We start from the raw sequence: 2,607 nt of genomic DNA, 5'->3' as shown, positions 1-2,607 counted from the left end.
GAGTACCGGGCGGAGGGTTGTTCACAAAGTGGCCTTTTACTCCTTTGTATATCTGTCGGGCCATGGCACGCTGATGGTTTCGGGTTTTCAGTTTACGCCCTTCTTTAGGGTTGGAGATAAAGCCTGTTTCCACCAGGATAGAGGGAATATCGGGAGACTTCAGAACAACAAATGCAGCCTGCTCCACTTGCTCCTTGTGCAACCTGTTAATCGTACCAATATGCTTTAGCACCCTGTCACCGACTTCCAGACTGGAAGACAGCGTTGAGGTCATAGAGAGATCCAGCAAAACACCCGCCAGAATATCGTCTTTGTCGCCCAGGGATATGCCCCCTTCACCACCAATCAGATCTGACGAGTTTGCCCTGTGAGCAAGCCAGCGGGCAGTCTCCGAGGTCGCTCCCCCCCTGGACAGGGCATACACCGAGGCACCATTAGCACGGGGATCGGTAAAAGCATCAGCATGAATGGATATGAACAGATCGGCTCCAGCTTTACGAGCGATAACAGCACGTTCACGCAGAGGAATATAGTAGTCTCCGGTTCTCACCAGAACAGGCTCGAAACCGGGCTCTTTTTTCAACAGCGCAGCAAGGTCTTTGGAAATGTTCAGCGTGACGACTTTTTCATGCCCGCCACCATAGGCCAGTGCCCCCGGATCTTCGCCACCATGGCCGGCATCAATAGCCACAACAATATCTCTTGCAGAGGGAGTTTTAGTGGGCTCTTTTACCGGCCCTGCTGTTTTTGTCGAATCATCAAAGAGGTCCACCACAAGACGATAGCCGTATGTGGCATTGGGCTTAAGCAGGAAGCTTTTGCTGGTGACCTTATTTTTCAGGTCCAAAACAATGCGCAGGTCTTTCTTATTTCGGACACCATAGCGAATCTTGTTTATAGGGGTGGTACCGAGACGGGGACTGGCTACATTTTTAGTTTTTTGAGTGCCACGAATATCCAGCACCAGCCTTCGGGGGTTGTCCAGAAAGAACTGCGAGTGAGCCACTTCGCTGGAGACATCGAAGACCAGACGGGTTTTATCAGGAGAACGCCAGACACGAATATCATTGACCTGGGCTGCCGATAATGGCAGAGGTAACATCAGCAAAGCAGCAATAAAGAACTTCCTTATCCTTGACGACATTCTCCCTCCTGCCGTCCCTGCAGTTTTCTCAACAGACCCTGCCCGCGTTCGGTCCCTGCTTTGACCAGGGCCTTGCGTCCGGGCAGGTTGTAATCCAGTTGTACTTCCAGATCGGCCTCTGGCAGAGCCCCCTCACCTTTGCAGGGCCACTCGATCAGACACAGACAGTCTTCTTCAAAATAATCCCGCCCTCCGATAAACTCAAGCTCTTCAGGATCAGCCAGGCGGTACAGATCAAAATGATAAACCTGTTGACCTTCAATGCTATAGGGCTCGACCAGAGTATAAGTCGGGCTTTTAACCGCCCCCTGATGACCAAGACTATGCAGAATACCCCGGCATAAAGTGGTTTTCCCGGCCCCCAGGTTTCCCACCAGATAAATGACGGCGTGACCGCCGCTTACTTCAGCCAGCTGCTTGCCCAGCTGAACCATTTCCTGCTCATTATCAATCAGCAGCTCAATCCTGCCTTCCATACACTCACTATTATCTTGACGTAGACGGGTACGTGCACCCGTTCATTGTTTGTTGTTTCTATAGCTCAAGGCTGTTTTGCTATTTTATTCAGTTGACTTCTTATGTAAGGCACGGTTTCCAGCGCCAGCATCCCTCTTTCGCCCTGAAGCCCTGCTAAATGGTCTGCACCTGTCGCATGTAACCAGACCCCCAAAGCTGCAGCAGTATGGGTCTCCAGCCCTTGAGCGGCCAGTGCAGCAATCACGCCACTGAGTACATCCCCCATACCCGCTACAGCCATTCCCGGATTACCATCAGAACAGAGGTTCAGGGTTTTTCCGTCGTATACAAGTGTACCCGCCCCCTTTAGAACGACCACCGCGCCGAAACGCTTAAATAGTTCTTTCGCAGCCTTAACCCGATCAGCACTAATGGTTGAACTTCGGGTCTCCAGCAGTCTCGCCGCTTCACCGGTATGAGGTGTGAGAATCATCGGGTACTTTCGATATTTAAGCAACGCCGGATCTTCCGAAATAATATTGAGGCCATCGGCATCGACCACCACAGGACACTCGGCTTGCAGTACTTCTGTCAGTAGCTCCCGGGCCCACGGATCTTTTCCCAGACCGGGTCCCACCACCACAAGATTTTTCCCTTCCATGAGCGAACGAAGATCTTCCGCTCCTGAAACAGCCGATGCCATTAACTCTGGACGACGGGCTGCCAGGGCCAGGAGATGTTCCCGACGAGTGGCCACTGTGACCCGACCCGCACCACAACATAATGCAGCTTCTGCCGACATAATCGCTGCTCCGGGCATACCATGGTTCCCGGCCACCACCATAACATGTCCATGGTCGCCTTTGTGTGAATCTCTGGACCGGGGCTGAACCCAGCGACTCAGCCTGTCTTCTGACAACCTCAGAGCTTCGCAGGGTACAGCCTCATAAACCGCTTCCGGCACTTCCAGATCAGCAAACTCAACTTGTCCGGACAGCTCTTTTCCT

The 2,607-nt window shown here is 52.4% G+C and carries 3 protein-coding genes; all 3 read right to left on the bottom strand.

What is annotated here, in order from left to right:
* Positions 1 to 1,144 (bottom strand): N-acetylmuramoyl-L-alanine amidase (locus KDK16_RS10220; protein ID WP_306670791.1); only part of this gene is annotated, 1,144 nt, incomplete at its 3' end.
* Complete coding sequence (gene tsaE / locus KDK16_RS10215) at positions 1,129 to 1,620, bottom strand: tRNA (adenosine(37)-N6)-threonylcarbamoyltransferase complex ATPase subunit type 1 TsaE (RefSeq protein WP_257252803.1); 492 nt, start codon at positions 1,618 to 1,620, stop codon at positions 1,129 to 1,131. The genes tsaE and KDK16_RS10220, both read right to left, overlap by 16 nt.
* A 65-nt stretch (positions 1,621 to 1,685) precedes the next feature.
* A partial coding sequence (locus KDK16_RS10210) for an NAD(P)H-hydrate dehydratase (protein ID WP_257275960.1) occupies positions 1,686 to 2,607 on the bottom strand: 922 nt, incomplete at its 5' end.

The sequence above is a fragment of the Endozoicomonas sp. SESOKO4 genome (genome assembly GCF_024606275.1).
The sequence above is the reverse complement of the archived record's forward strand: the minus strand, read 5'-3'. Positions and strand labels throughout refer to the sequence as shown.